The 25,688-nt window shown below is 72.9% G+C and carries 26 protein-coding genes; 18 read left to right on the top strand and 8 right to left on the bottom strand.

The window, feature by feature from the left end:
- Positions 1 to 27 precede the first annotated feature (27 nt).
- Positions 28 to 852: an NAD-dependent epimerase/dehydratase family protein gene (locus tag ACFPM7_RS15155; protein WP_378248247.1), complete on the bottom strand. Its 825-nt coding sequence runs from the start codon at positions 850 to 852 to the stop codon at positions 28 to 30.
- 43 nt (positions 853 to 895) lie between these two features.
- The gene (locus ACFPM7_RS15150) at positions 896 to 1,720 is read right to left on the bottom strand and encodes an IclR family transcriptional regulator (protein ID WP_378248246.1); all 825 of its coding nucleotides are present in this window, start codon (positions 1,718 to 1,720) and stop codon (positions 896 to 898) included.
- A gap of 152 nt (positions 1,721 to 1,872) precedes the next feature.
- On the opposite strand from ACFPM7_RS15150, the gene ACFPM7_RS15145 reads away from it, so the two are divergent.
- From ACFPM7_RS15145 to ACFPM7_RS15125, 5 genes are read left to right on the top strand one after another with little or no spacing between them, the layout of a single operon-like run.
- Entirely contained in the window at positions 1,873 to 3,399 is a 1,527-nt protein-coding gene (locus tag ACFPM7_RS15145; RefSeq protein WP_378248245.1) for a sodium:solute symporter family protein, read from the top strand.
- 51 nt (positions 3,400 to 3,450) lie between these two features.
- Complete coding sequence (locus ACFPM7_RS15140; RefSeq protein ID WP_378248244.1) at positions 3,451 to 4,389, top strand: 5-dehydro-4-deoxyglucarate dehydratase; 939 nt, start codon at positions 3,451 to 3,453, stop codon at positions 4,387 to 4,389.
- Complete coding sequence (locus tag ACFPM7_RS15135; protein ID WP_378248243.1) at positions 4,386 to 5,642, top strand: enolase C-terminal domain-like protein; 1,257 nt, start codon at positions 4,386 to 4,388, stop codon at positions 5,640 to 5,642. The genes ACFPM7_RS15140 and ACFPM7_RS15135 overlap by 4 nt, the downstream gene beginning before the upstream one ends.
- 4 nt (positions 5,643 to 5,646) lie before the next feature.
- Entirely contained in the window at positions 5,647 to 6,825 is a 1,179-nt protein-coding gene (locus tag ACFPM7_RS15130; RefSeq protein ID WP_378248242.1) for a hypothetical protein, read from the top strand.
- A 14-nt stretch (positions 6,826 to 6,839) separates the two neighbouring features.
- Positions 6,840 to 8,294: an aldehyde dehydrogenase (NADP(+)) gene (locus ACFPM7_RS15125; protein WP_378248241.1), complete on the top strand. Its 1,455-nt coding sequence runs from the start codon at positions 6,840 to 6,842 to the stop codon at positions 8,292 to 8,294.
- A 10-nt stretch (positions 8,295 to 8,304) separates the two neighbouring features.
- Here the strand turns inward: ACFPM7_RS15125 and ACFPM7_RS15120 are convergent, their stop codons facing one another.
- Positions 8,305 to 9,558 (bottom strand): FAD-dependent oxidoreductase, encoded by a 1,254-nt coding sequence (locus ACFPM7_RS15120; protein ID WP_378248240.1) that lies wholly within the window; start codon positions 9,556 to 9,558, stop codon positions 8,305 to 8,307.
- 92 nt (positions 9,559 to 9,650) lie between these two features.
- Here ACFPM7_RS15120 and ACFPM7_RS15115 point away from each other — a divergent pair, with 92 nt between their 5' ends.
- From ACFPM7_RS15115 to ACFPM7_RS15095, 5 genes are read left to right on the top strand one after another with little or no spacing between them, the layout of a single operon-like run.
- Positions 9,651 to 10,892 (top strand): helix-turn-helix transcriptional regulator, encoded by a 1,242-nt coding sequence (locus ACFPM7_RS15115; RefSeq protein WP_378248239.1) that lies wholly within the window; start codon positions 9,651 to 9,653, stop codon positions 10,890 to 10,892.
- Positions 10,777 to 11,703 (top strand): winged helix DNA-binding domain-containing protein, encoded by a 927-nt coding sequence (locus tag ACFPM7_RS15110; RefSeq protein WP_378248398.1) that lies wholly within the window; start codon positions 10,777 to 10,779, stop codon positions 11,701 to 11,703. Before ACFPM7_RS15115 ends, ACFPM7_RS15110 begins: the two co-directional genes overlap by 116 nt.
- Positions 11,704 to 11,747: 44 nt before the next feature.
- Positions 11,748 to 12,707 (top strand): helix-turn-helix transcriptional regulator, encoded by a 960-nt coding sequence (locus tag ACFPM7_RS15105; protein ID WP_378248397.1) that lies wholly within the window; start codon positions 11,748 to 11,750, stop codon positions 12,705 to 12,707.
- Between the two features lie 48 nt (positions 12,708 to 12,755).
- Entirely contained in the window at positions 12,756 to 13,640 is an 885-nt protein-coding gene (locus ACFPM7_RS15100; RefSeq protein WP_378248238.1) for a sucrase ferredoxin, read from the top strand.
- A gap of 12 nt (positions 13,641 to 13,652) precedes the next feature.
- Positions 13,653 to 14,768: a DNA glycosylase AlkZ-like family protein gene (locus tag ACFPM7_RS15095; RefSeq protein ID WP_378248237.1), complete on the top strand. Its 1,116-nt coding sequence runs from the start codon at positions 13,653 to 13,655 to the stop codon at positions 14,766 to 14,768.
- Positions 14,769 to 14,790: 22 nt separating this feature from the next.
- Here the strand turns inward: ACFPM7_RS15095 and ACFPM7_RS15090 are convergent, their stop codons facing one another.
- Positions 14,791 to 15,240 carry an STAS domain-containing protein gene (locus ACFPM7_RS15090; RefSeq protein WP_378248236.1) on the bottom strand — a complete coding sequence of 150 codons (450 nt, stop codon included), beginning with the start codon at positions 15,238 to 15,240 and terminating at the stop codon, positions 14,791 to 14,793.
- A gap of 62 nt (positions 15,241 to 15,302) precedes the next feature.
- Between ACFPM7_RS15090 and add the strand changes: the two genes are divergently transcribed.
- Genes add through ACFPM7_RS15075 form a run of 3 tightly spaced genes read left to right on the top strand, consistent with a single transcriptional unit; the run spans position 15,303 to position 17,274 of the window.
- On the top strand, positions 15,303 to 16,328 hold the full coding sequence (add, locus tag ACFPM7_RS15085; RefSeq protein ID WP_378248235.1) for an adenosine deaminase: 1,026 nt from the start codon (positions 15,303 to 15,305) through the stop codon (positions 16,326 to 16,328).
- Positions 16,325 to 16,585 (top strand): hypothetical protein, encoded by a 261-nt coding sequence (locus ACFPM7_RS15080; RefSeq protein ID WP_378248234.1) that lies wholly within the window; start codon positions 16,325 to 16,327, stop codon positions 16,583 to 16,585. Before add ends, ACFPM7_RS15080 begins: the two co-directional genes overlap by 4 nt.
- Before the next feature lie 38 nt (positions 16,586 to 16,623).
- Positions 16,624 to 17,274: an O-methyltransferase gene (locus tag ACFPM7_RS15075; RefSeq protein ID WP_378248233.1), complete on the top strand. Its 651-nt coding sequence runs from the start codon at positions 16,624 to 16,626 to the stop codon at positions 17,272 to 17,274.
- Positions 17,275 to 17,338: 64 nt separating this feature from the next.
- Here the strand turns inward: ACFPM7_RS15075 and ACFPM7_RS15070 are convergent, their stop codons facing one another.
- Complete coding sequence (locus ACFPM7_RS15070) at positions 17,339 to 17,830, bottom strand: DinB family protein (RefSeq protein ID WP_378248232.1); 492 nt, start codon at positions 17,828 to 17,830, stop codon at positions 17,339 to 17,341.
- A gap of 340 nt (positions 17,831 to 18,170) precedes the next feature.
- A complete protein-coding gene (locus tag ACFPM7_RS15065) occupies positions 18,171 to 18,716 on the bottom strand; it encodes a GNAT family N-acetyltransferase (protein WP_378248231.1) in 546 nt (181 codons plus the stop codon).
- Positions 18,717 to 18,793: 77 nt separating this feature from the next.
- On the opposite strand from ACFPM7_RS15065, the gene ACFPM7_RS15060 reads away from it, so the two are divergent.
- Together ACFPM7_RS15060 and ACFPM7_RS15055 are read left to right on the top strand one after the other, a co-directional pair.
- Positions 18,794 to 19,762 carry a tyrosine-type recombinase/integrase gene (locus tag ACFPM7_RS15060; protein WP_378248230.1) on the top strand — a complete coding sequence of 323 codons (969 nt, stop codon included), beginning with the start codon at positions 18,794 to 18,796 and terminating at the stop codon, positions 19,760 to 19,762.
- Positions 19,763 to 19,786: 24 nt separating this feature from the next.
- Entirely contained in the window at positions 19,787 to 20,668 is an 882-nt protein-coding gene (locus ACFPM7_RS15055; RefSeq protein ID WP_378248229.1) for a pseudouridine synthase, read from the top strand.
- A gap of 292 nt (positions 20,669 to 20,960) precedes the next feature.
- Here the strand turns inward: ACFPM7_RS15055 and ACFPM7_RS15050 are convergent, their stop codons facing one another.
- The gene (locus ACFPM7_RS15050; protein WP_378248228.1) at positions 20,961 to 21,533 is read right to left on the bottom strand and encodes a TetR/AcrR family transcriptional regulator; all 573 of its coding nucleotides are present in this window, start codon (positions 21,531 to 21,533) and stop codon (positions 20,961 to 20,963) included.
- An 84-nt stretch (positions 21,534 to 21,617) separates the two neighbouring features.
- Between ACFPM7_RS15050 and ACFPM7_RS15045 the strand changes: the two genes are divergently transcribed.
- Positions 21,618 to 22,187, top strand: a complete 570-nt coding sequence (locus tag ACFPM7_RS15045) for a dihydrofolate reductase family protein (RefSeq protein WP_378248227.1) — start codon at positions 21,618 to 21,620, stop codon at positions 22,185 to 22,187.
- Between the two features lie 143 nt (positions 22,188 to 22,330).
- The gene (locus tag ACFPM7_RS15040) at positions 22,331 to 22,609 is read left to right on the top strand and encodes an SRPBCC family protein (protein ID WP_378248226.1); all 279 of its coding nucleotides are present in this window, start codon (positions 22,331 to 22,333) and stop codon (positions 22,607 to 22,609) included.
- Positions 22,610 to 22,875: 266 nt separating this feature from the next.
- Here the strand turns inward: ACFPM7_RS15040 and ACFPM7_RS15035 are convergent, their stop codons facing one another.
- A complete protein-coding gene (locus tag ACFPM7_RS15035) occupies positions 22,876 to 24,114 on the bottom strand; it encodes a coiled-coil domain-containing protein (RefSeq protein ID WP_378248225.1) in 1,239 nt (412 codons plus the stop codon).
- 260 nt (positions 24,115 to 24,374) lie between these two features.
- On the opposite strand from ACFPM7_RS15035, the gene ACFPM7_RS15030 reads away from it, so the two are divergent.
- Positions 24,375 to 25,592, top strand: a complete 1,218-nt coding sequence (locus ACFPM7_RS15030; protein WP_378248224.1) for a tyrosine-type recombinase/integrase — start codon at positions 24,375 to 24,377, stop codon at positions 25,590 to 25,592.
- Positions 25,593 to 25,688: the final 96 nt, after the last annotated feature.

The following is a 25,688-nucleotide window of genomic DNA, read 5'->3' as shown; positions in this document are numbered from 1 at the left end:
GACGCCGGGGCCTTCACCGTGTCGGGGTCACAGGGGGTTGGCGACGCCGAGGGGGGCGGTGCAGAAGGGGCCGCCGATGAGGTCGGCGGCGATGCCGGTGGGGGCGGGGGCCTCGGGCAGCTGCTCGGCGTAGGTCTCGGCGTTGTCGAGGGGGTCGTAGCCCAGGGCGCGGGCCTCGGTGAGGGAGTAGACGCGGCGGGTGTTGTCCGAGACGCCCCAGATGAGCCGGTAGCCGGGGCTGGGGGCGGCGATGCAGGCCTCGAAGAGGCGGGCGCAGTCCCGCGGTGAGAGCCAGGTCTGCAGGCCGCGCGCGCCGAGCACCAGCGGGCTGGCGAAGCAGGAGCCGATGCGGATGGCGATGACGTCCATGCCGAAGCGGGAGTGGTACAGGCTGCCCAGGGCCTCGATGGCGGCTTTGCTGACCCCGTAGTAGGTGTCGGGGCGGGGGCTGGAGTCGGCGGGCAGGCCCTCGGGGCCGCCCTCGTCGTTGCGGCGGAAGCCGACGGAGTGGTTGCTGGAGGCCAGCAGCACCCGGGGGACCCCGGCGCGGCGGGCGGCGTCGAGGACGACCTGGGTGCCGTGGACGTTGACCTCCAGGGTGGCCTCCCAGGTGGTTTCCCGGGAGTGCCCGCCGAGGTGCACCAGGGCGTCGACGCCCTGGCACGCGGCGGTCATGGCCTCGGGGTCGGTGACCGAGGCGGTGATCGTCTCGACGGGTTCGCCGGGGGCGGCGGGGGGTTGTTCGGCCAGGTCGAGCAGGCGCAGGAGGCGGCCGGGGCGGGCCATGCGGGTGCGCATGAAGGTGCCGACGACACCGGCCGAGCCGGTGATGAGGACGCGCTGGTCTGCCATGGGTGGCTACACCTCGGGGAAGACGGGGGACAGGGGGTGTGGGTCAGCGGATCCCGGCGCGGCGCAGCTGCTGGCCGAGTTCGGCGGTGGTGTCGATGAGCAGCTCGGCCACGCGCGCGGCGTCGGCGTCGCTCGCTTCGCCGACGGGCATGGAGCAGCTGATGGCGTCGGTGGCGGGGATGCGGTAGGGGACGACGGCGGCCACGCAGCGCACCCCGGCGCCGCTTTCCTCGGTCTCGGCGGCGTAGCCGCGTTCGCGGGTGGCGGCCAGGTCGCGGTGCAGGTCCTCGGGGGAGGTGATGGTGGCCGGGGTCAGCGCGCGCAGGGGGGTGGTGAGCAGCGCGTCGATCTCCTCGCCGGTGAGTTCGGCCAGCAGCGCCTTGCCCAGGGCGGTGGCGTGGGCGGGCAGGGTGCGCCCGACGCGGGAGACCAGGTGGGTGGAGCGGCGGGATTCGCGGGTCTCCAGGTAGACGACGTGGGCGCCGTCGCGGCGGGCGAAGTGGGCGGTGAAGCCGGTCTGCTCGCGGAGGCGTTCGATGGCCTCGGTGGCGTACGGCACGACCGGGTCGCGGTCGAGGTAGGCGGTGCCGCAGATGAGGGCGCGCACGCCGAGGCGGTAGCGGGCGGTGTTGGGGTCGGTGTCCAGCCACCCGGCCTCCAGCAGGGTGCGCAGCAGTCCGTGCAGGCTGGAGCGGGGGAAGCCGGTGCGGGCGTGCAGGTCCGACAGCGAGAGCCACATGTCGTTGGCGGCGAAGGTCTCGATGAGGTCGATGGCGCGGCGCGCGGACTTGACCCCGGACTGCTCTGACTGTCCTGCGGGGTGGGCGCCGTTGGGCGGCCCGTCGGTCCGGGTGTCGCGCTGGGCCATCAGGGCTCCTTTCGCGTTCGAGGCGTTGACTTGTGACCGCGCCCATACTAGCTTCCCGAACTGCATTCGTGTAGCTGAACACTATCACGATAGCAGACTCTGTTCATAGATGTGAACACCCGCCTCGCTGTAGATGCGGAAAGGAGTCAGTCGTGCACGTACTCGACTGGACAATGGTATGCGCGTACTTCGCGCTCATGATCGTGATCGGGTGGTGGTCCCACAAACGCGTCAAGAACGTCAAGGACTTCTTCACCGCGGGCGGCAAGATGCCCTGGTGGCTGACCGGGATCTCCCACCACATGTCCGGCTACAGCGCCGTGCTGTTCGTCGCCTACGCGGGCGTGGCCTACTCCGACGGCGTCACCGTCTACTTCTGGGGCATGGCCAGCATCGGCGTCGGCGTGGGCATCGGCAGCTGGCTCTTCGCCGCCCGCTGGAACCGGCTGCGCTCCACGGTCGGCGTCGCCTCCCCGCTGGAATACCTCGCCCAGCGCTACAACCTGCCCACCCAGCAGGCCCTGGCCTGGAGCGGCAGCCTGCTCAAAGTCTTCGACATCGCCGCCAAGTGGTTCGCCATCGCCACCATCCTCAACGTCTTCGCCGGCGTCCCCTACACCTGGGGCATCATCATCACCGGCAGCATCACCCTCGTCTACTGCACCGTCGGCGGGCTCTGGGCCGACGCCCTCACCGACTTCGGCCAGTTCGTCATCCAGGCCATCGCCGCGTTCGTGATGCTGTGGGTCGTCCTCGACGAACTCGGCGGCATCTCCGGGGTCTGGACCATGTGGGGCGAGCTGCCGCCTGAGCACCTCAACCCCACCACACCCAAGTTCACCACCATCGTGCTGCTGGTCTACGTGCTGGTGAAGACCCTGGAGTACAACGGCGGCATGTGGAACCTGGCGCAGCGCTACATGGCCGCGCCCACCACCCGCGAAGCCCGCCGCGGCGCCCGCCTCTCCTCGGCGCTCTACCTGGTGTGGCCGCTGTTCATGATGTTCCCGATGTTCGCCGCGCCCCTGCTCATCCCCGACATCGACGACCCCAACAACGCCTACGCCATCATGACCACCACATTCCTGCCGCCCGGGCTCATCGGCCTCGTGCTGGCCGGGATCTTCTCCCACACCATGGCCATGGTGTCCTCCGACGCCAACGCCATCTCCGCGGTCATCACCCGCGACATGCTCCCCGCCATGATCGCCAGGACCCGGCGCTGGAGCGAAGCCCAAGGCCTGCTCGCCGCGCGCGTCACCACCGGCATCTTCATCGTGCTCACCATGGTCGTGGCCACCCAGGCCCCGGCGCTCGGCGGAGTCCTCGGCATCGTCGTGCTCTGGGTCGCCGCCCTCATGGGCCCCATCTCGGTGCCGCTGCTGCTGGGCATGCTGCCCTGGTTCCGCCGCTCCGGCTCCCGCGCCGCCCTCCTCTCCTGGGCGGGCGGACTCATCGCCTACGCCGTGGCCTACTACGGCTTCGACGCCACCCTCGCCGTCACCGTCTCCACCCCCATCCTGGTGTCCCTGGCCCTCTACACCGGCCTCGGGCACCTGGCCCCCGAGAACACCGAACGCACCGACGCGCTCATCGCCCTCATCGACGGCGATGACCCAGAGGACGACCCCGACGACCGGCGGGGCAGGACCGCAGAAGGAACCGCCGTGCCCGCCTGAGAGCCACGCCCGACGGCGGCACGACCACACGGAAACGGAGAAGAGTCACCCATGGCACAGCCCTCCACCGAGCTCAACGGCCTGCTGGCGTTCCCCCTCACCCCCTTCACCGAGGACCTGGCGATCAACCTCGACGCGCTCGCCGAGACCGTCGAAAGCCACATCGCCGCCGGGGCGGGAGCGCTGTTCGTGGCCTGCGGCACCGGGGAGTTCGGCTCACTGGCCCCCGAGGAGCACGCGGCCGTGCTGGCCCGCGCCCGCGACGTGGCCGCCGGGCGGGTGCCCGTGTGGGTCGGCGCGGGCGGCGGCGCGGCCACCGCCCGCGCCGGGGGCGCCGCCGCCCGCGCGGGCGGCGCCGACGGTGTCCTGCTGATGCCGCCCTACCTGGTCACCGGCCCGCCCCACGGGCTCATCGACCACGTCCGCCACGCCGTCGCCGACACCGGCATCCCCGTCGTCGTCTACCACCGCGGCACCGGCGCCTTCACCGCCGAGACCGCTCCCGACCTGCTCGCCATCCCCGGCGTCGTCGGGTTCAAGGACGGCGTCGGCGACGTCGACCTCATGACCCGCATCCGCACCGCCATCACCGACACCGACCCCGGGCGCGACTTCCTGTTCTTCAACGGCCTGCCCACCGCCGAGGTCTCCGCCCGCGCCTACGCCGCCATCGGCGTGGCCCGCTACTCCTCGGCCGTGCACTGCTTCGCCCCCGAGATCGCCGTGCGCTTCCACCGCGCCCTCGCCGACGGCGACGACACCGCCATGGACGCCCTGCTCGCCGGGTTCTACCTGCCGCTGGTCGCACTGCGGCAGGAAACCCGCGGGTTCGCGGTGTCGCTGGTCAAGGCCGCCGCCCGGCTGCGCGGGGACAAGGTCGGCGGCGTGCGGCCCCCGCTGGCCGAACCCACCCCGGAGCAGACCGACCGCCTCGCCGCCATCATCGACGGCGGCCACGCCGTGCTGCGCGGACTGGAGCACAGCCGGTGAAGATCCTCGACGTCACCCTCACCCCGGTCGCCTTCGCCGACCCGCCGCTGCTCAACGCCATGGGCGTGCACGAACCGTACGCGCTGCGCAGCGTCATGCAGCTGCACTGCGAGGACGGCGTCGTCGGCCTCGGGGAGTCCTACGGCGACGCCGCCTTCCTCGACCAGGTCCGCACCGCGCTGCCCGGCATCGCCGGGCACGACGTGTTCGACCTGCCCGGCCTGCGCCGCACTGTGGCCGCCGCGCTCGGGGACGTCGTGGTCACCGACGCCCACGGCCTCACCGGCGGCTTCTCCAGCGCCAAGACCCTCGCCGCGGTGTACTCGCTCGTCGAGGTCGCCGCCCTCGACGCCCAGGGCCGCTACCTGGGCAGGCCCGTGGTCGACCTGCTCGGCGGCCGCGCCCGCGAGCGCGTCGACTTCTCCGCCTACCTGTTCTACAAGTACGGCGCCCACCTCGACGCCCCGGCCGACGACTGGGGCGAGACCACCACCCCCGAGCAGCTCGTCGCCCAAGCCCACCGCATGATCGGCGACTACGGGTTCGGCTCCATCAAGCTCAAAGGCGGCGTGTTCGCCCCCGAACGGGAGATCGCCGGCATCCGCGCCCTCGCCGAAGCCTTCCCCGGGCTGCCGCTGCGCATCGACCCCAACGGCGCCTGGACCGTCGAGACCGCCATCGCCGTCGCCGCCGAACTCGACGGCGTCCTGGAATACCTGGAAGACCCCACCCCCGGCATCCCCGGCATGGCAGCCGTCGCCGAACAAGCCGGCATGCCGCTGGCCACCAACATGTGCCTGGTGCGCTTCGCCGACATCGAACCGGCCTTCCGCGCCCGCGCCGTCGGCGTCGTGCTCTCCGACCACCACTACTGGGGCGGGCTGCGCGACACCCAGGCCCTGTCCACCGCCGCCGCCGCCTTCGACGTCGGGCTGTCCATGCACTCCAACAGCCACCTCGGCATCAGCCTCGCCGCCATGGCCCACGTCGCCACCGCCACCCCCCACCTCACCTACGCCTGCGACACCCACTGGCCCTGGCGTGACACCGACGTCGTCACCGGCGACATCCTGACCTTCCGCGACGGGGCCATCACCGTGCCCGACACCCCCGGCCTCGGCGTCGACCTCGACCCCGACGCGCTGGCCCGAGCCCACGAGGACTACCTGCGATGCGGACAGACCAGCCGCGACGACGCCGCCTACATGCGCCGCTTCGTCGCAGCGTTCGAGCCCAACACCGCGCGGTGGTGACCGCGTGAAGGTCACCGGCTACGCCTACCCGTGGGATGTCTGCCCGGACAGCACCGACCCCGGGTTCACCGACCGCGCCCTCGCCGCCGGGGTGGACGAGGTCGCCGTCGCCGTCGCCTACCACAGCGCCCGCGCCGCCACCCCGTTCTCCACGCGGGGAAGCGCCGTCACCGCCGCGCACGCCGCCTTCTACCGGCCCGTGCGCGAGGAGGCCTGGGGGCCGCTGCGCCCAGCGACCCCCGACTGGGTCGACTCCGAGGACGGCGCCGGCGAGGCGGTCGCCGCCCTCACCGCCGCGGGCATCCCCGCCGCGGCGTGGATCGTGCTCACCCACAGCTCCCGGCTCGGCGCCGCGCACCCACAGACCGCCGTGCGCAACTGCTACGGCGAGACCTACCCGTGGGCGCTGTGCCCGGCACAGCCGCGCGTGCGCGACTACGCCGCCACCCTCACCGCCGAAAGCCTGCGCGGCCTCGACGTGGCCACCGTCGTGCTGGAGGCCTGCGGGCAGCTGGGCGCGGTGCACCAGCACCAGCACGAGAAGACCGACGGCGTGTGGTCGCCCGCGACCGCCCGGCTGCTGTCGGTCTGCTGCTGCACCGCCTGCGCCGAGCAGTGGACACAGGCAGGCGCCGACCCCGCGCAGGTGCGGGCCACCCTGCGCGCGCACGTCGGTGCGCTGATGGCCACCGGCGACCTCACCACCACCGACGACGAGCTGCCCGCCGAACTCGCCGCGCTCCTGCTGGAGACCCGCCAGCGCGGCACCGACGCGCTGCGCCGCGCCGTGCTCGACCACATCCCGGCCGGGACGCGGGTGGCCCTGCACGGCGCCGTCGACCCCTGGACCACCGGCGCCCTGCCCGGCCTCACACCCACCGCGGGCGCCGAGGTCGACGCCGTCGTCCTGCACAACTGGGCCCCCGGCCCCGCGGGCGCGCGGGCCGTCGCCGCGGCGCGGGCCGACCTGGCGGACAATGTCGCCGTGGGCAGCTACATCACCGCGGTCGCCGCGAGCGCCGTCGAGGACATCGCCGCCCACACCACCGACCTCGCCGCCGCCGGAGCCACCGAGCTGCACCTCTACCACCTCGGCCTCGCAGGCCCGGCCCGCTGGCCGGACATCACCGCCGCCACCACCGCCGCCCACCAAGCAGCCCCGATAACCGACCCGCGACGCTAGGAGCACCAGAGCACATGAGCCAGGCAACCGACCCCGCCGCGCTCGAACACATCCTCGCCGCGGCCGCCGCCGCCGCGCCCCGCACCGCCGCGGCCACCCCCGCCCGGCGCGGCGGCTGGCTCACCGCCGCCGCCGACGCCCTCGACGCCCACGCCGAGGAACTCATCGCGCTGGCCGCCGCCGAGACCCACCTGCCCCCCGCGCCGCGCCTGCAGGGCGAGCTGAAGCGCACCACCTTCCAGCTGCGCCTCTTCGCCCAGGTCCTCGCCGACGGAGCCCACCTCGGCGCCACCGTCGACCACGCCGACCCCGACTGGCCGATGGGCCCGCGCCCGGACATCCGCCGCGTGCTGACCCCGATCGGGCCGGTGCTGGTCTTCGCCGCCAGCAACTTCCCCTTCGCCTTCAGCGTCGCAGGCGGCGACACCGCCTCGGCGCTGGCCGCCGGGTGCCCGGTCGTGCTCAAAGCCCACCCCGGGCACCCCGGCCTCTCCGAGCGCACCGGCGAGGTCCTGCGCGCGGCGCTCACCGCCGCGGGCGCCCCCGACGGGGTCCTCGCCGTCATCCACGGCCAGGCCGTCGGCGTCGATGCCCTGCGCGACCCACGCGTGCAGGCCGCCTCCTTCACCGGCTCGGTGCCCGGCGGGCGGGCCCTGTTCGACATCGCCGCCTCCCGGCCCGCGCCCATCCCGTTCTACGGCGAACTCGGCTCGGTCAACCCCGTCGTGGTCACCCAGGCCGCCCTCGACGCCCGCGGCGAAGCCATCGCCACCGGCTACGCCGGGTCCTTCACCCTCGGCGCGGGCCAGTTCTGCACCAAACCCGGGCTGCTGCTGCTGCCCGAAGGCCACGGCCTCACCGACACCCTGCGCGCCGCGGTCTCGGCCGTCCCGGCCCAGCGCATGCTCAACGACCGCATCACCGCCGGGTACGGCGACACCCTGGACGCGCTGCGCGCCGCGCCCGGCGTCGAGGTGCTCGCCGAGTCCGCCGGGGACGGGCCCGCCCGCGGCGCGACCCTGCTCACCATCACCGGCAAGGACTTCCTGGCCGCGGGCGCGGCGGTGCGCGAGGAGTGCTTCGGCCCCACCTCGCTGATCGTCACCTACACCGACCAGGACGAGCTGATCAGCCTGCTGGCCGCCGTGGAGCCGGGCCTGACCGCCACCATCCACGGCGAGGACACCGACACCGAGTGGGTGCGCGCGGTGCTGCCGTCGCTGACCCGCATCGCCGGTCGCCTGCTGTGGAACGACTGGCCCACCGGCGTCACCGTCAGCTGGGCCCAGCAGCACGGCGGCCCCTACCCGGCCACCACCGCCCCCACCACCACCTCCGTCGGCACCGCCGCCATCGAACGGTTCCTGCGGCCCGTCGCCTGGCAGAACTTCCCCGACGCCCTGCTGCCCGAACCCCTGCAGGAGGCCAACCCCTGGAGCGTGCCCCGCCGCACCGACGGCACCCGCTGAGCCCCGCCGCCTACCGGCCCGCGCCCCGGGCCGGCAGGCGAAGGCGGGTGACCGCGGCGATGAGCGGACACAGGGCGGCGGTGGCCGGCGCGCCAAGGGGGCTGTCGGTGGCCAGGATCAACCGCACCGTCTTCATCGCCGCGGTGAGGACCTCCGCGCCGCGGCGCCGCATCCGCTCCTCGTAGCGCCCGATCGCCTCCGGGACGAGCGCCTCGGGGACGCCGTCGAGGTGATCGCGCAGGTCGGCGGCGTCGCGGATGGCCGCGCCCGCCCCCATCCCCGCGGTGGGCGGAGTGGCGTGCACGGCGTCGCCGAGGGCGGTGACGCGGCCCGCCGCCCACGGCGCGAGGTCGGCGGCGCGGGTCGAGGCGGCGTTGAAGCGGAACGCGGCCACGCTGTCGGGGTCGGCGCGGGCGATGACCTGCAGGGTGTGCTCGGCCCACCGGTGGTGTCGGAACCGGTCGAGCAGCGCGGTGCGCAGCGCCGGGCCGGTCAGCTCGCGCAGGGCGGCGGTGCGGGCGGACTCGGGGAACATCGCCCCCCAGATGTAGGTCGGGCCGGTGGTGACCGAGGCGCTCAGCTCCGGCGCGTCGAGCGCGGCGTTGCCGACCGGGTCGAGGAACCCGACGTAGAGCGCCGCGCCGCGCGGACCGATGCCCATCGTGGAACGTGCACCCAGACGCTGCTGTTCGGCGGCGGTCAGCGCGGCGCGCGGGGTACGCCCGGAGAACCCGATGATCCCGGCCGGGCGGCTGGTCGGGCCCGCCGCCAGGTGGGCGGCGATGACGGAGTGGGTTCCGTCCGCCCCGACCACCAGATCCGCGGAGACGCTCGTGCCGTCGCCGAAACCGACCCGCGGCCTGCCGTCCTGGTCGGTGTCGACGCCCGTCACGGCCCGCCCCAGACGCAGGTCCTCACCGACGGCCTCGGCCAGCAGGGTGCGCAGCGTGATCCGGTCGACGTCGACGCTCCCACTGGCCGAGAGGTCCGGACCGTAACCGAGCACGCGGCCGCGGTAGTCCCAGAACACATCGCGCTCCCGCAGCCGCAGCGCCGAGGCCGACGCCAGCAGCCTGCGCATGGTGCGCGCCGCGACGAGCCCGTCGAGCGCCGCGAGAGCCCGCTCGTCCAGGGTGATGTGGTAGCCGCCGGTCGCCGCGACGTCGGTGTCGCGGTCGAACACCACCACCTCGTGACCGCCCGCGCGCAACCCGGCCCCCAGCGCCAGCCCGCCGATCCCGCCGCCCACCACCACAACACGCATGCCCACTGCCTTCCCTTCGCCCTGCCCGACACAGACGACGGTGCCGGCGGTACTGGCCACCGAATGGCCACTACCGCCGGCACGATGAGCAGATGGCGACCACGTCCCACCGAGGGCTGCGGCTGCTGTCCCTGCTCGGCACCCGCGGGACCTGGCCACTGCGCGACCTCGCCGACCGACTCGACGTCAGCGCCCGCACCGTGCGACGCGACCTGCACACCCTGCGCGACCTCGGATACCCGGTCGTGACCGTCCGCGGCCCCGACGGCGGCTACCGGCTTGGCACCGGCCACACCCTCCCGCCCCTGCGGTTCGACCACGACCAGGCACTCGCGATCGCCATCGCCCTGCAGAGCGCCCCCCACAGCGTGTTCGGCATGCAGGACCACGCCGCCCGAGCCCTGCTGACCCTGCGCCAGGCCATGCCCGACACGCTCCGCGCCGCCATGGAATCGCTGCACCTGACCGCGCTGCGCAACTACTGGGAGTTCCCCGCGCCCCCCATCGACCCCGCCGCGCTGAGCGCCGTCGGCGCCGCCGTGCGGCAGCGCCACACCCTCGCCGTCGAGGTCCTGCGCCCCGACGGCACCCGCCCCGCCCCCGGCGAAGCGGACTTCGCGCCCGCCCTGCGCCTGCACCCCCACCACCTGGTGGTGTGGGCGGGGCGCTGGTACCTCATCGCCTACCACCCCGACGGGCGGCGCTGGCGGGTGGACCGGGTCGACCGGCTGCACCCGCGCCCCACCGGCCTCGCGTTCACCCCCCGCGACCTCCCCGGCGGCGACCTCGCGCACTTCGTGATGAGCAGCCACGACCGCGGCGACACCCCCGCCGCCTGGCAGTGCACCGGCAGCGCCCGGCTCGCCCTGCCCGCCCACGTCGTGGCCCGCTGGGCCCCCGGCGGCTCCGTCGTCGAACACCTCGACGACGAGCACTGCCGCCTCACCCTCGGCGCCTGGTCGTGGGCGGGCATCGCCGGACTCCTCGCCACCTTCGACACCGACATCACCGAACTGCACCCGCCGCAACTACGGCAGGCCTGCCTCGACATCGCCCACCGCTACGGTGTCGCCCATGCCGAAGGTGACGGGAATGTCGCTGAACCGGGCCACACTGGCGCGCCAGCTGCTGCTGCGACGCGTCGCGATGGACCCGGTGGCGGCGGTGGAACACCTGGTGGGGATGCAGTCGCAGAACCCGCTGCCGCCCTACGTGGGGCTGTGGTCACGCCTGGCCGGGTTCACGATGCGGCAGCTGGCCGAACCGATCGCCGAGCGCGCACTGGTGCGGCTGCTGCTGATGCGCGGAACGATCCATCTGGTGTCCGCCCGTGACGCCCACCTGCTGCGCCCCCTGGTGCAGCCCGTCCTGGACCGCGGATCCGCCTCGGTGGCCACACTCCCGGCAGAGCTGCGGCCGCAGATCCTGACCGCCGCCGCCGAGCACCTGAGGCACACGGCGGCCACCGCGGTGGAGCTGGCCGCCGTGCTCGCGCCGCGCTTCCCCGGCGTCGACCCGATGGCCATGGCCACCGCCGCGCGCGCCTCGCTGCCGCTGGTGCAGGTGACCCCGCGCGGCCTGTGGGGGCGCACCGGGCCCGCCGCGCACCTGCACCTGCACTCGTGGGCGGGAGAAGGCACCGGCGAGAAGCTGACCGTGGACGGGCTGGTGCGCCGCTACCTGGGGGCCTTCGGCCCGGCCACAGCCGCCGACGCGCAGGCGTGGTCGGGGCTGACCGGGCTGCGCGAGGTGTTCGAGCGCTTGGACCTGTGGTCGGCCGAGGTGCACGGTCGGGTGCTGTACGACCTGCCGGACGCCCCGCGCCCCGGCCCCGACGAGCCCGCCCCCGCACGCCTGCTGACCGACTTCGACAACCTGCTGCTCAGCCACGCCGACCGCACCCGGGTGATCGCCGACGACCACCGCCGGGTGGTGATCACCAAGAACGGGATCGTGCACCCGACGGTGCTGGTGGACGGCCGGGTGGCGGGGACGTGGCGGGTGGAGCGCGCCCGGGGGAGCGCGGCGGTGGTGGTCACACCGTTCGGGCCGCTGGCGAAGGCGGACCGCGAGGCGCTCGCGGGGGAGGGGCTTGCCCTGCTGGCGGCGACCGAACCGGACAAGGCCCACGACGTGCGCGTGTGAGCTGCGGACAAGAGCTGTCCGCTGAGGGTGCGATGCTGGGGGACATGCTGGAGACCTCGGCGCGGCTGCTGCGACTGCTGTCGCTGCTGCAGACACGACGCGAATGGTCCGGCGGCGACCTGGCCGACCGGCTCAACGTCACCGACCGGACAGTACGCCGCGACGTCGACAAACTGCGCTCCCTGGGCTACCCCGTGCACTCGGCGACCGGGGTCACCGGCGGCTACCGGCTCGGAGCCGGAGCGGCCCTGCCGCCACTGCTGCTCGACGACGAGGAAGCCGTGGCCGTCGCGGTGGGACTGCGCACCGCCGCGGGCGGCACGGTGTCCGGCATCGAGGAAACCTCCGTACGGGCCCTGGCCAAACTCGAACAGGTGCTGCCCTCCCGGCTGCGACACCGGGTGGCCGCCCTGCAAGCGGCGACCGTCGCCCTGCCCGGCAACGGCCCCACCGTCACCCCCGAAGTGCTGCACGTCATCGCCGGGGCATGCCGCGACCAGCGGCGGCTGCGCTTCGACTACCGCTCCCACGACGGACACACCGCGACACGCGACATCGAACCGCTGAAACTCGTGCACACCGGACGCCGCTGGTACCTGGTCGGCTACGACCTCGACCGCGACGACTGGCGCACCTTCCGCGTCGACCGAGTACAGCCCAAGACACCCGCGGGCCCGAGATTCACCCAACGCACACCCCCCGACGAAGACATCGCCCGCTACACCGCCTTCGGCGTCACCAACCGCGTATACCGCCACCAAGCCGTCCTACGCCTGCACGTCCCCGCCCACCAGGCAGCCGACTACGTCGCCAGCCAGTCCGGCGTGCTCGAACCGGTGGACGAACAAACCTGCCTGCTGCGCATCGGCGCCAACTCCCTCGACGACCTCGCCGTGTGGGTCTGGTTCATCGGCTGCGAGTTCGAGGTCGTACAGCCCCCCGAGCTGGTGACCCGCCTGCGGGCCCTCGCCCAGCGCATCACCCGCACGTGCGACCGCTCCTGAACCGGGGTATCACTCGAACGGCGGTACCTGGCGTGAGAACCTGTTGCGGTGAGTTCGTGCTCGGCGCTCTCCGGCGCCGCAGGAGAGCCCCCCGCAGGCACCGCCGCGGTGGCGGCCACCTGGCTGTGCCTGGAACAACCCGGCCCCTGGGGCCCCGACGCGCTGACCCAGTCACACCTGGACAGGGGACTGGGCGCGGAACTGGCCGCCCGCGCCACAGGCACCGGCGTGCGGATCGTCCTGATCCGACGCCCCGGCAGACACCCCGACCGGCGGCTCCCCGCACTGCGGCGGGTCTACCTCGCCCACACCGCCCCCGGCCGCTCCTTCCTGCGCGCCGCGCTGCTCGCCGACCCGAAACTGCTACTGGACCTGGACTTCACCGCAGCAGGAGCAGGCAGCCCAGCCGGCTTCGGCGGCGCCGTCGACCAGCGCCTGCTGCTGGTGTGCACCAACGGCCGCCGCGACGTCTGCTGCGCCGTCGCCGGCCGACCACTGGCCCAAGAACTCGCCGACACCCACGACCACGACCTCGTGTGGGAAGCCACGCACCTGGGCGGCCACCGCTTCGCGCCCACCGCACTGCTGCTGCCCACCGGCTACGCCTACGCCCGCGTGGACACAGCACTAGGGGCAACCATCCTCACCGAGACCGGAGTAGTGCGAGAACGCTGCCGCGGCCGCTCCACCTACCCCCCACCCGCACAGGTCGCCGACCTCGCCGTACGACAACTGACCAACACCCTCGACCCCGACGCCCTGCACGTGCGCGCCCCCGTGCGCGAAGAGGACGGCTGGCACATCGCGGTCGCCCACACCGACGGCCGAGCCTGGCGGGTGACCGTCACCGAACACCACCGACAGGCCCGCCCCGTCAGCTGCGACGCCGCCCCGGCACCAGTGACCGAACACGTGGTGACCCGCATCGACTGAGAGAGCACTGGCATGCCCGGCGCCGACATACCCCGCGAACAGGTGATGGCATGGCGGATCGCCCGCCACGGACTGCACCGCGACACCAGCACCCTCACCGCGCTGCGAGTGCTCGACCTCGGCGTGCAGGAAGCCCTCGCAGGCTCCCACCGCGTGGCCCTGGCGGCACGCCTGCCCACCGGGGCCACGCTGCACGACCCCGGGCTGGCACTCGTGTGGGCCCAGCGCGGCGCACCCCACCTGCTGCGGCGCGCCGAACTGCCCACCCACGCCGCCCGCCTCTACCCGCACAACGACGCCGACGCCGCCGCACGACTGGGAACCCCGTTCACCCGATCACTGCGAGCCGCCCACATCGCGCCGCTGGCGGCGTTCGCCCGCGCCGCCGCGGCACTGCGCCACGTGGTGCGCGAGGAGATACCCCGCGCACAGGCCAGCACCGAGATGACCGCGGCCCTGCCACCCGCCTACTCCGCCGACTGCGCGCCCTGCGCCTGTCGGCACGTATTCGGCAGCGTGTTCCAAGCCGCGGGCATCGCCGCGGGCGTGGAAGTGCTCAGCGGACGACCCGCCCGCCTGGCACCACTGCCAAACCGCCACGACCTCCCCGAGACAGCGGCCGGTGACCTGGTGGCCGACTACCTCGCCGTACACGGCCCAGCCACACCCGGCGACCTGGCGGGCTACCTCGACACCACCCACACCGTGGTCAAGAAAACGATGTGGCCCGCACACCTGGTCACCGTGCGCGTGCACGGACGAGACACATTCCTGCCCGAACCCGACATCGCCGAACTCCTCGACGCCCCCGACGCCACCGAGATCGTGCGGCTGCTGCCCCCGATGGACCCGCTGCTGCAAGGCCGCGACCGCGAACTCCTCGTCCCGGACCCCCAGCGGCGCAAACAGGTGTGGCGGATCATCGGCAACCCGGGAGCGGTACTCGCAGGCGCAGAGATCGCCGGAATGTGGCGGCCGAAGGTCAGCGGCAAGCGCCTGGACATCACGGTGACCATGTTCGACACGACACCCGCGCGAGTACGCACCGCGGTGGAAACCGAAGCGGACACAGTGGCAGCGGCGCGCGGACTGGAATCCGCACGCGTGCGCTTCGACCAGCCCACCTGACGCCCCGACCCAACTGCGGTGACTAAGCGATCAACCACTCACTGCAGTTGTAGCGCGCCACACTCCGCGTCACCTGCGCCGCGGGCGTGATCGTCAACGTGTCATCCAGCCGCGTCAACCGCAACCCCGTCAGAATCGCCCCACCCGCCCGCACATGCAACGCCCGACCCCGACCCACGCACGCGTGATGCGCCCGCACCAACGCCGCCGTGCTCGCCCAGCTCAAATGCGTCACCGCAGTCAGATCCACCACCAGATGCGTCGTGTGCTCCGGGCTCGTCGCCGCCTCCATCAGCCGCTCGTGCCACGGCGCCTCCGTCGCCAGATCGATGTGCCCGGCCGCCGTGATCGTCAACACCGTCCCGTGCCGCTCACCCGAAACCGACAGATGGCGCGAACGCCCTTGAGGAAAGCGCAACGGCACGGCGGGAACCTCCCGATCGGGGTACGTCATGTCCTTGACCCGCCTCACACCCGAAAGGTTGCCACGAAACCGCTTCGCGCACACCACCGCCCATCCGCTTGAGTGGGGGAGTGCGCGACCTTCACACCCTCCCCAAAGCCCACCTCCACGTCCACCTCGAAAGCACCATCCGCCCCCACACCCTCACCGACCTCGCACAACGCCACCACATCACCATCCCCTCAGTCCCACCCGAGGGCTACCCAGGCTTCCGGGCCTTCGCCGACCGCGGCACCCTCGTCCGCTCCTGCCTGCGCCACCCCGAGGACTTCACCCGCATCACCAGCGAATACCTCGCCGACGCCGCCGCCGACGGCATCCGCTACGCCGAACTCACCCTCTCCTCCGGCTCCCACACCGAACGCCTCGGCGCCGACGTCCTGCCCGCCGTCATCGCCGCACTCGAGGCCAACCAGCACGACATCACCGCCCGCCTCATCCTCGACCACTCCCGCCGACGACCCACCACCCGCCTCGCCACCATGATCGACACCGCGCTGCGGCACCCCGACACCGTCGTCGCCATCGGCGTCGCAGGCGACGAAGCCCACCCCATCGCCCCCTTCGCCACCCTCCTCGCCGACGCCCGCGCCGCAGGCCTGCGCATGGTCCACCACGCGGGCGAGATGACCGGACCCCACTCCATCGCCGAAGCCCTCACCCTCGGCGCCGCCGACCGCATCGGCCACGCCACCACCACCGACACCCCCACCCTGCACCTGCTGCGCGAGCACGGCGCCGCCGTCGAAGTCTGCGCCTCCTCCAACCTCGCCCTGCGCTCCATCACCCACCTCGACCAGCACCCCCTGCCCCGCCTCATCGACGCGGGCATCCCCCTCTCCATCAACCTCGACATCCCCGACGTCCTCGGCACCACCCTCACCGCCGAATACACCCGCCTGCGCGATCACTACCACTGGGACGACCACACCATCGCCGCCATCGCCACCACCGCCATCGACAGCTCCTTCGCCCCCGACGACGTCAAAGCACGCGTCCGTGCTGACCTGACCGCCTGGATCACCGAAACGTCAGCCACCACTGGTACAACCGGGTGTGACACGAGTCACCAGACCCCCCGGAGGTGGTCGACATGAAAGGCGTCGACATCGCGTTAACCCACGTCGCCGAAGGCGACGTCCTCTTCCACAACGGCCTCTGGGGAGGCCCCGCGGGCTTCGTCTGGGCCGACCCCGACGGCACCGCCGCCGGCCGCGTCCCCCAATGGGAGGGCGAAGTCCTCATGCTCGCCGAACGCCGAGGCTGGGTCGCCATCGGCCGCGGCATCGGCTCCCACGACGCCCCCGTCGCCGTCACCGACGCCGGCCGAGCCGTCCTCGGCAGAGTTGCCTGATCCTGGGCCCAACCGCCCAACGCAGCTACATTGAGGCGATGGCGCACGAGGACCACACCGCCGTCGACAACTACTTCGACGCCGCACTCCTGCACCCCCACCCCGCCCTCGCCCACATCCGCGCCGCCAACACCGCCGCGCACCTGCCCGACATCGACGTCGCACCCAACCAGGGCAAACTCCTCGCCCTCCTGGTCCGCGCCTGCGGCGCCCGCCGCGTCCTGGAAGTCGGCACCCTCGGCGGCTACAGCACCGCCTGGCTCGCCGACGCCGTCGGCCCCGCGGGCACCGTCATCACCATCGAGATCAACCCCCACCACGCCGACACCGCCCGCGCCAACCTCCACCAGGCAGGCCACACCAACGTCGACATCCGCACCGGCCCCGCACTCGACATCCTGCCCAGCCTCACCGGCGGCTTCGGCTTCGCCTTCATCGACGCCGACAAACAGCACAGCGCCGACTACTTCCGCCTCGCCGTCGAACTCGTCGTCCCCGGCGGCCTCATCGTCGTCGACAACGTCGTCCGCGCAGGCGCCGTCACCAACCCCCACGACACCGACCCCAACGTCACCGGCACCCGCGCCCTCATCGACGTCGTCGCCACCGAGGAGCGCGTCCACGCCACCACACTGCAAACCGTCGGCCGCAAAGGCTGGGACGGCTTCCTCATCGCCCTGCGCCGATAACCCGGCGCGCGGGGGAGCGGTGACCGTCCATCCCGGACAGCGACGGGGGAGTGGAAGCCGGCTCCTACTCGCCGACCTCGCCGTCGGCCAGCTCGCGCAGGAAGTCGAGGTGCCCGACGTGCCGGGCGGTCTCCTGAACGACGTGGGCCAGGACCCAGCGGACCGTCCGCTCGCCGTCGGCGGCGATGTCGCCGGGGGAGACCGTCGCCAAGGCCTCGGCGGAGTTGAACCACTCGTGTTCGTAGGCGGCGAGGACCGTGTCCGGAGTGTCCGATTCCGTCAGGTCCCACGACGGATCGGGGTCACCGGCCCACAGGGACGGCAGCGCCGAGCCCGCACAGGCGATCGACAGCCAGTAGCGCTCGACGGCCGTCAGGTGCTTGATGACACCGAGGGCGGTCATCCGGGGCGATGTCGGGACGGGCGCGGTCGCGGCGAGGGCCGGGTCGAGTCCGGCGACCTTGGCGACGGCGGTGCGGCGCAGGAAGTCCAGGAACTCGACCTGCAGGCGTAGTTCGTCCGTCGCGCGCGTCCGCGGCCATCGTCTGTCGCTCATGCGGGCACCGTAGCGGGGGTGGGCGTCAGAACCATCTACTTAACATAATGTCGATTATCGAACTTACGGCGACCTGCGGAGATCGACCCGGAAGGGTTGATCAACTGACATCGGGACCTGTGGCGTCGCCATGCACTGATGCGCGCCGTCGTTCGTCACGCGGGGCGACGCGCCTCCGGAAGCGCGCGAGCCACGGCGCGAGGCCTCCGAAGAAGGCCTAAGAGGGCGCCCCGGTCCCCGAGTGCGCGCCCATGCACCACCCAGGGAATCGTCACCGTGACGTTAGCCCCCAGGGTGATCGGACGTCGGCCTCAGCCAGCCGAATCATGCATAACCGTCATTATGCATGTAACTGGTGACGGGATATCGCGTACGTGGGGACCGCGTAGTGCACTGTGCGGCCGTGGATACCGACCGGGACACCGCCGTTGCGGACGACGACCGCCCGGGAGGCGGCGTTGGTGTCGTCGACGGTGACGAGCGCCAAGTCGACACCGACTGCGGCGGCGTGCGGGAGGACGGCGGCGAGCATGGCGCTGGCGTGGCCGCGTCCGCGCGCGGAAGAGCGCACGTCGTAGCCGATGTGGCCGCCGCGGCGGCGCAGGTCGTCGGTGAGCCGGTGGCGCAGGGCGATGCGCCCCAGATAGGTCTCCCCCGCGCACCACCACCAGGTCGTGCACGGGACCCAGCGGGTGGTGGCCGGGTCCCGGTCGGCGAGCAGTTCGTCCACATAGGAGGGAAAGTTGGTGCGCCAGATGCCCGCCCGCAGGTCGCGGCCGATCGCGGAGCCGTCATCGGGGCCGCCTCGGCCCTCGGCGGCGAACTCGGCCATCGCCTCGGCGAAGGAGGCCTCCAGTTCCGGTGCGGGCAGGCGCAGCTCGGGCATGACCCGATGGTGGCAGGTGGGGGTTGTTCGGGCGAACGGGTTTCCGGGTTGTCGGTGGGGCGCGGTATCCAGGTGTCGTGAAGTTGATCGACGCGCAGGAGGCGTTCTTCGTGGCGCGCAAGCCGCGCAAGGACTCCCCCAACACGACTGCCGCCTACCGACGGGATCTGGCTGGGGTGAACAGGCGGCTGGCCGGGGAGCTGGGCACGGCGGTGGAGGACGTCGCGCTGGAAGACGTCGCGGCGGGTGCGCTGCGGGCGGCGTTCGGGTCGTTCGCCGACGACCACGCGCGCAGCTCGGTGGCGCGGGCGTGGTCGACGTGGAACCAGTTCTTCCAGTTCTGCGTGGCCGACGGTCTGCTGGCGGGCAATCCGATGGGGGCGGTGGGGCGACCGCGGCCCACTCCCCTGTCCCCCAAGCCGCTGCGTGGTGAGGGGACGCCGGAGGCGTTGCTGTCGGCGGTGGCCTCGGGGGCGCGGCGGGCGCGCAAGCCGTGGCCGGAGCGGGATCTGGCGGTGGTGGCGCTGGGACTGGTGGCCGGGTTGCGGTCGGCGGAGCTGCGGGCGCTGCGGCGCTCGTCGGTGGTGGGGCGGGCCGGTGAGCAGCGGCTGTTCGTGAAGGGGAAGGCGAGCCGGGAGCGGTCGATTCCGATCGAGGCGCCGCTGGAGCGGGTGATCGGGGCGTATCTGGAGTCGTGCGGGCGGCGGTTCCCCGGGGTGTCGTTCGGGCCGGAGTCGCCGCTGTTGTTGGGGTCGGATGGGGCGGGGATCGGGCGGGGGGCGCTGGATTACCTGGTGAAGGCGTGTTTCGCCGGGGCGGGGGTGCGGGATCGGGTGCCCGCGGGGGCGAACCTGCACGCGTTGCGGCACACGTTCGCGACGCGGTTGGCCGAGGACGGGGCGAACGCGGTGGAGATCATGGCGCTGTTGGGGCACGCGTCGTTGGCGACGAGTCAGAACTACATTGAGGCGACGGGGGCGCAGCGTCGGGCGGCGGCGGCGTCGAACCGGACGTATCGGGTGTTGTCGGAGTTGGTGGAGGAGTAGGTGCGTCGGAAGGTGCGCTCGCCGTTGCCGCAGCGCGACGGGGTTGACGCGGTGCGGGTGCGGCTGCCGGTGTCGGATGCGTGGGCGACGGTGCGGGATCACCTGGTGGAGCGGTTGCCGGTGCCGGTGGCGCGGGTGGATGAGCTGTTCGCCTCGGGCGGGGTGTGGTCGGAGTCGGGGCCGCTGGCGGTGGACGCGCCGTTCGTGCGGGGTGGGTCGGTGTGGTTCTACCGGGAGTTGCCGGTGGAGGTGGCGGTGCCGTTCCCGTTGTCGGTGGTGTTCCAGGACGAGGATCTGGTGGTGGTGGACAAGCCGCATTTCCTGGCGACGATCCCGCGGGGGTCGCATGTGGCGGAGACGGCGCTGGTGCGGGCGCGTCGGGTGACGGGGATCGAGTCGTTGGCTCCCGCGCACCGGCTGGACCGGTTGACGGCGGGGCTGCTGGTGTTCGTGGTGCGGCCGGAGGCGCGCGGGTTGTATCAGGGGTTGTTCGCGCGGCGGGAGGTGGTCAAGGAGTACTCGGCGGTGGGGCGGGTGTCGGGTGGGTGGCCTGGGGTGGGGACGGTGGTGCGGAGTCGGATCGTGAAGGAGCGGGGGGTTCGTGCGGCGCGGGAGGTGGCGGGGGTGGCGAACGCGGTGACGCGGGTGGTGTCGGTGGAGCGCCGGGGGGAGGTGGGGTTGTTCGGGTTGGTGCCGGAGACGGGGCGGACGCATCAGCTGCGGGTGCACATGGCGGGGTTGGGTGCGCCGATCGTGGGTGATGACTTGTATCCGGTGGTGCGGGAGCGGGCGGTGGACGACTTCTCGGTGCCGTTGCAGTTGTTGGCGCGGGTGCTGGAGTTCCGTGATCCGGTGTCGGGGGTGCTGCGGCGGTTTGAGTCGGGGTTGTCGTTGTCGGGGTGGTGATGGCGGCGTGGACGGTGTTCGCGCTGGTGGCGGGGCGTTGAGCGCTGGTGTGGAGGGGGTTCGCGGTGTCGGGAGTGGGTGTCCTGGGCGCAGGGATGGTGCAGGGCGGTGTCGGCGCGATGGTCGGGCTTGGGCGCGCGGGTGCGTTCGGTGTTGTGGCGGGTGGGAGGCCGCGGGGTTCGGCGATTGGTGGCGGAAGCGGGCGGTTCGGTACCGGTGTCGGCGGGTGGGCGGGGGTGTCGCCGGGAGGCCGGAGGTAGTGCGGGAGTGGCCGAGCGGGGCGCGTGGGGTGTCAGGTGTGGGTGTCGGTGAGGCGGTCGACCAGGGCGGCGATGAGGGTGTCGCGGTCGGGGAAGAGGTCGGGGAGGGTGAGGGTTTCGAGGATGAGCCAGTTGATGGCGAGGTAGAGCAGTTCGACGGTGGTGGCGTCGCCGGGGAGGCCGGAGTCGGTGTGGTGGGCGATGTTGGTGTCGACGTCGGCGCGGATGCGGTGGGTGAGCAGGGTGCGCAGGTGGGGGCGGCGGGTGGCTTCGAGGCGGAGTTCGACGAGGGCGAGGTGGCCGTCGGGGTAGGCGGTGACGCGGGTGGCGAGGTCGTGCATGAGGTGGGCGAGTTTGGTGCGGTCGCGGGGGCCGTCGTGCATGGCGGCCATGGTGGTGTCGTCGGGGGTGAAGTGTTCGTAGACGCGGTGGGCGACTTGGGTGAGGAGGTCGTCGCGGTTGGGGAAGTAGTTGGTGGCGGTGCCTGGGGGGACGGCGGCTTGGGTGTCGATGGCGCGGTAGGTGAGGCCGCGGGCGCCGTGCTGGGCGAGGACGGTGATGGCGGCGTCGAGCAGGGTGTTGCGGCGTTCGGCGTTGTTGCGCACGGTTCTCCTCGATTGACACCACTTCAGGTGTAGTACTACGTTCTGAGCACTACAGGCATAGTACTACGACGGAGGGGGGTTGGCGTGCGCAAGCTCGTCTACTACGTGGGGATGTCGATCGACGGGTTCATCTCCGGGCCTGACGGGGAGGTGGACTTCCTGCCGGTGACCGACGACGTGGTGGGGTTCATCGTGCAGGAGTATCCGGACGCGCTGCCGACGCACGTGCGGGCGCAACTGGGGGTGGACTCCCCCAATCGACGCTTCGACGTGTGCATTCAGGGGCGGGCGACCTATCAACCGGCGCTGGACGTGGGGATCACGAGCCCGTACGCGCATCTGCGGCAGATCGTGGCGTCGCGGAGCCTGGGAGCGGGCCTGGACCCGGCGGTGGAGGTCGTCGCCGGTGACGTGGTGGCGCTGGTGCGGGAGTTGAAGGCGCAGGAAGGGCGTGACATCTACCTGGCGGGCGGTGGGCAGCTGGCCGGGGAGCTGCTGGGCGAGGTCGACGCGCTGGTGCTCAAGGTGTATCCGGTGGTGGCCGGTGACGGGGTACCGCTGTTTCGGGCGGGGTTCTCGCCGGTGGCGTTTTCGCTGGTGGACTCCAGGGCGCTGCCGAGCGGGATGGTGGTGCTGAGCTACGAGCGGACCTGACACTGTCCCCTGCCGCGCTGGCCGACCCCGCCCGGTGGCGCCTGGTCGACCTGCGGGCCGAGCGCCTTGCCGCCGACGAGGCCGGGTGGGCCGACGGGCGGGAGTTCCGGTTCTCCCGGTCGCTGTCCGCCTCGGCCGAGCTGGTGTGGCGGCACCTGACCTTGGCGTCGCTGCTGGCGCGGTGGTGGGCGCCGCGGGACCTGCGGGTCTCCGAGCTGGTGTTCCAGGGGTGGCCGGGCGGGCGGATCATGCAGGAGTTCCGCGACGTCGAGGACGTGGACGGCTCCGATGTGGTGGTGGGCCGCGCGGAGGGCGAGGTCCTGGAGGGGCTCCCCCACGAGCGTCTGGTCTACCGGGTCTCCCCCGTCCTGCCCGACGGACGCCTTGGCGGCGGCTCCTTCGATTCAAGGAGCACACCATGAGTGAGCGGAACCGGCGGCGGGGGTCGTCAACATGAGCTGGGTGCTCCCCTACACGGTCGACCGGGGAGTTCGGGGAGCTGGCGATGGTGGATGACCGGGTCCGCTGAGCTGCCTGTCCCCTGCGCCCGTCCGCCGCTGTGGTGGGCGGGCGCGGTGTCATGTCGCCGGTGCCGCCGGGCCGAAGACAGTGGCCAGGAGGGTGATCCGCTGCGTGGCCACTGGCGGCGAGAGCGTCGGTGTTCTGTGCCGGCCGGGGAGGGTGGTGGCTACAGGAGGCCGGGTGGGAGCAGGTCGGGCAGGCGTGGGCTGGTCTGGGGGTCGGCGCGCAGGGCGGTGAGCAGGGTGGTCGTGTCGGCGGTGAGGGTGTCGAGCCGGGCGCGGAGGCGGTCGGTGTCGCTGTGGGCTCGGGCCAGGTCGGTGCGCAGGTGGGTGGCGGTGTCGCGGGCGTCGTGGGCGTGGGTGCGGTGCAGGTCGGCTTCGTTCTGGGCGGCGGTGGTGGTGGCGCGGAGTTCGGCGAGTTCGGCGGTGAGGGTGGCGGTGTGGGTGCGGGCGGCGGTGAGGTCGCGGGTGGCCTCGTCGAGGCGGGTGCGGGTGGTGGTCTGCTCGGCGCGGAGTGCGGTGAGTTCGGTGTGGGCGGCGGTGAGGTCTGCTCGGGTGCTCGCGAGGGTGGCGGTGGTGGTGGCCGCGTCGGTGTGAGCGGTGCTCAGTTCGGCGTGGAGGGTGCGGAGTTCTGCTTGGGCGGCGGCGAGGTCGGTGGTGGTGGCGGCGAGTTGGGCGCGGAAGTCGGTCAGGTCCGCGGTGAGGGTGTGGTGGTGGGCGCGGGCGGCGGTGAGCTGTTCGGTGGTGGTGGCCAGTTCGGTGCGCAGGGCGGCGGCTTTGTCGCGTTCGGTGCGGGCTTCGTTGAGGGCGTGGCGGGCGTGGTCGGCTTCGGTGGTGGCGGTGGCTTGGGCGGCGGCGAGGGTGCGTTCGGCTCGGGTGCGGGCGTTCTCGGCGGCGCGGAGGCGGTCGAGGGCGTCGTCGCGGGTGTGGAGGGCTTCGGCGGTCTCGGCGCGGGCGGCGTCGGCGTCGTGGCGGGCTTGGGCGGCGGCGGCTTCGGCAGTGTCGGCGCGCTGGTCGGCCTGGGCGCGCAGGGTGCGTTCGGTGCGGGCGGTGTCGTCGGCGGTGGTGACGCGGGCGTCGGCGGCGGCGAGTTCGGTGGTGGCGGTGGCGCGCAGTTCCTGGGTGGTGAGCAGGAGTTCGCGCAGGGGGTCCAGGACGCGGTCGACGGTGTCGGTGAGGACGGTGGCGGCGGCGGTGAGGGCGCCGGGGGTGGGGGTGTCGTCGCCGAGGGAGCGCAGGGCGTCTTCGGCGGCGGCGAGCTGGCGGCAGGTGCGGCCGCCGGGCCACTCGCGTTCGGGGCAGAACTCCGGGGGGCGGCCGCCGCGGGGTCCTGGGCCAGGGAGGGGGGCTCGGCATCGGGTGAAGCCGCAGAGTCCGGGGGTCTTGTCGGTCAGCGCCTCGATCACCTCGCCAGACTAGGGTTTGAGTTTCGTAACCGCAACCAGTGGTTCAAGTTACTAAACCTCTAACTTAACTACGCTACAAAATGGACCTTTTGTAGCGAAGTGGTCTGCGGGGACGTTCCACGGCGCAAACCCGGCGATTTCGCGGGGCAAGGACCCAGAATCAGGTGATACCGGCGGTCTTCGCATACCGCCGGACTCTGGCGGGAGCCGCCCCCACCACCGTCGCGACCACCCGCGCTGAGCGGCGCTAGGGTCGGCGCGTGGATGACCTCGCCCCCTTGTCCTCCCCCGGGCTCTCGGATTCCGGTCCCTGGCCGGGGGTCGCCGACCCGGTGACGCTGCTGGGGGCGATCGCGGAGTGGCTGGCCTCCTACGGCAACCCCGGCACCCGCCGCACCTACGCCGAAGGGCTCGGCCTGCCGGTCAGCGCCGCGGACCTGAGCGACTGGCACGCCGACCGCCCGCCGGGGTGGGCCGAGGCGACCGCCCGCTACGCCGCGGTGCTCGGCGTCGCGCCCGCCCGGCGCGGCGGCCCGCCGCCCGCACCGCGCGGCAAGCTGCGGGCGCTGCACTGGCTGCGCTGGTGCGCATCGGCCGGGGTGGACCCGTGCTCGGCGCGGTCGATGCACGTCAAGGCGTGGCTGGCGGCGCTGGCCGACGCGGGGGCGGCGGTGGCCACCCGCGACCGGATGCTGGCGACGGTGAAGGCGCTCTACGGCCACCTCGCCGAGGTCGGCCTGGCGGCGGGCAACCCGGCGGCGCTGGACCGGCGCAGGCTGGGGCTGGTGGTCCCGGCGGGCAGCGCCAGCGGCACGGTGTCGCTGACCGCGGCGCAGGTGCGGGCGCTGCACGAGGCGGCGGGAACGCCGCGGCGCGGAGCCGGGCCGGTGGACCTGGCGCGGGCCTCGGCGGTGGTGGCGCTGTTCACCCTGGGGCTGCGGGTCGGGGAGATCTGCGGCCTCGACCGCGGGGACCTGCACGTGACCCGGGGCAGGCGGGCGCTGCGGGTGCGGGGCAAGGGCGGCAAGACGCGGATCGTGTACCTGCACGCGCTGGCCGAGTCCTCGGTGTCGCGGTACCTGCGGGTCCTCGACGCGGTGGGCGGGTCGCTGCCGGCGCGGCGGGAGCGGGTGTCAGCCGACGTGCCGCTGCTGCGGACGCGGTCGGGGGCGCGGTTTCAGCGGCAGGCGGTGTGGCAGCTGCTGCGCAGGCTGGCGGCCTCGGGTGAGGAGTCGCTGCTGGAGGTGGCCGAGGCGATGCACCCGCACGCGCTGCGGCACTTCTACGTGACCGCGGCGGTGGAGGCCGGGGCGCAGGTGGTGCACGTGCAGGCGGATGTGGGGCACACGAGCATCGACACCACCGAGCAGGTGTACAACAGCGCCGCCCGGGACCCGGGGCGCAGCGCGGTGGACCTGGTCGGTGATGTGTTGGCGGGTGAGTCCGAGGAGCGGCAAATGGGTGGCGGTTCGCGGTAGAATTGTCACGTGCCGCACTGGATTGGGCGATTGGCCTGGTTCGGATGCCAGGGGGTGCGCGGCGCAGTCACGAATGGGGGATCGTTGTGTTTGCTA

The organism is Actinokineospora guangxiensis (assembly GCF_042657845.1).
In the GTDB taxonomy this organism is placed as follows: Bacteria; Actinomycetota; Actinomycetes; order Mycobacteriales; family Pseudonocardiaceae; genus Actinokineospora; species Actinokineospora guangxiensis.
This window is presented reverse-complemented; position numbering and strand designations above follow the sequence as displayed.

What these genes read in the sequence shown, in the direction of transcription:
- ACFPM7_RS15075 (WP_378248233.1), top strand. Translation starts at nt 16,624, where the DNA reads ATGGCGCACGAGGACCACACCGCCGTCGACAACTACTTCGACGCCGCA.
- ACFPM7_RS15115 (WP_378248239.1), top strand. Translation starts at nt 9,651, where the DNA reads ATGGCGACCACGTCCCACCGAGGGCTGCGGCTGCTGTCCCTGCTCGGC.
- ACFPM7_RS15120 (WP_378248240.1), bottom strand. Translation starts at nt 9,558, where the DNA reads ATGCGTGTTGTGGTGGTGGGCGGCGGGATCGGCGGGCTGGCGCTGGGG.
- ACFPM7_RS15065 (WP_378248231.1), bottom strand. Translation starts at nt 18,716, where the DNA reads ATGCCCGAGCTGCGCCTGCCCGCACCGGAACTGGAGGCCTCCTTCGCC.
- ACFPM7_RS15095 (WP_378248237.1), top strand. Translation starts at nt 13,653, where the DNA reads ATGCCCGGCGCCGACATACCCCGCGAACAGGTGATGGCATGGCGGATC.
- ACFPM7_RS15155 (WP_378248247.1), bottom strand. Translation starts at nt 852, where the DNA reads ATGGCAGACCAGCGCGTCCTCATCACCGGCTCGGCCGGTGTCGTCGGC.
- ACFPM7_RS15140 (WP_378248244.1), top strand. Translation starts at nt 3,451, where the DNA reads ATGGCACAGCCCTCCACCGAGCTCAACGGCCTGCTGGCGTTCCCCCTC.
- ACFPM7_RS15105 (WP_378248397.1), top strand. Translation starts at nt 11,748, where the DNA reads ATGCTGGAGACCTCGGCGCGGCTGCTGCGACTGCTGTCGCTGCTGCAG.
- ACFPM7_RS15125 (WP_378248241.1), top strand. Translation starts at nt 6,840, where the DNA reads ATGAGCCAGGCAACCGACCCCGCCGCGCTCGAACACATCCTCGCCGCG.
- ACFPM7_RS15070 (WP_378248232.1), bottom strand. Translation starts at nt 17,830, where the DNA reads ATGAGCGACAGACGATGGCCGCGGACGCGCGCGACGGACGAACTACGC.
- ACFPM7_RS15080 (WP_378248234.1), top strand. Translation starts at nt 16,325, where the DNA reads ATGAAAGGCGTCGACATCGCGTTAACCCACGTCGCCGAAGGCGACGTC.
- ACFPM7_RS15150 (WP_378248246.1), bottom strand. Translation starts at nt 1,720, where the DNA reads ATGGCCCAGCGCGACACCCGGACCGACGGGCCGCCCAACGGCGCCCAC.